The 700-nt window shown below is 62.6% G+C and carries 1 protein-coding gene; it reads left to right on the top strand.

The genetic code is table 11. The features are described 5' to 3' along the window. Positions 1 to 197: 197 nt before the first annotated feature. On the top strand, positions 198 to 700 hold a 503-nt coding region (locus ACFFNA_RS35045), incomplete at its 3' end, for a transposase (RefSeq protein WP_378924443.1).

Here is a 700-nt window from a genome sequence, read left to right as displayed (position 1 = left end):
GAAAGCCGGATGCGGGAAATCCGCACGTCCGGTTTGATGAGCGGGGAAGGGAGACGGAGCGAGGCCAACACGGCCCAAGCCACCGCGCCCCTCCTCGACTCTACGGGGGGTTGGCGGATGTGGTGCAAGCCATTGAAATGACGTAGGATTTGGTTGCTTAAGCCGATCCGAACCATTTCCCGGAGACCACACCCGCCATGAATGATCTTACGCCGCCGCTGAGCGGTTTGTCATCAGTCGGCGGCAAGTCCGTCGTCGCCCGTTTTGACGGCGGCATGTTGTCCTCGAACAGTGGTGTTCTGGCTCTGGCCGAGGTGGAAAAGCGGCTGCGTGTGGCCGACCGTGTGGCGCGTTGCATCGACGATCCGCGCCGCCCGGACCAGATCATCCACAGCCTGGCGGACATGATCGGCTTTCGCATGAAGATGATCGCCGCCGGTTATGAGGATGGCAACGACGCCAACCGGCTGCGCTGCGATCCGGTCTTCAAGATGGCCCAGGATGCGCTGCCTTCGGGTCGGGATCTGGCCTCGCAATCGACGATGTGCCGGCTGGAGAACCTGCCCGGCGTGCGGGAACTGATCGTTATGGGCCGTGCGATGGTCGACCTCTATTGCGCTTCCTTCCGCCAGGTTCCGAAGCGGATCGTGCTCGACATTGACGACACTTTTGACGCCGTGCATGGCGGCCAGCAGCTCCG

The organism is Mesorhizobium kowhaii (assembly GCF_042431665.1).
Lineage (GTDB): Bacteria > Pseudomonadota > Alphaproteobacteria > Rhizobiales > Rhizobiaceae > Mesorhizobium > Mesorhizobium kowhaii.
This window is presented reverse-complemented; position numbering and strand designations above follow the sequence as displayed.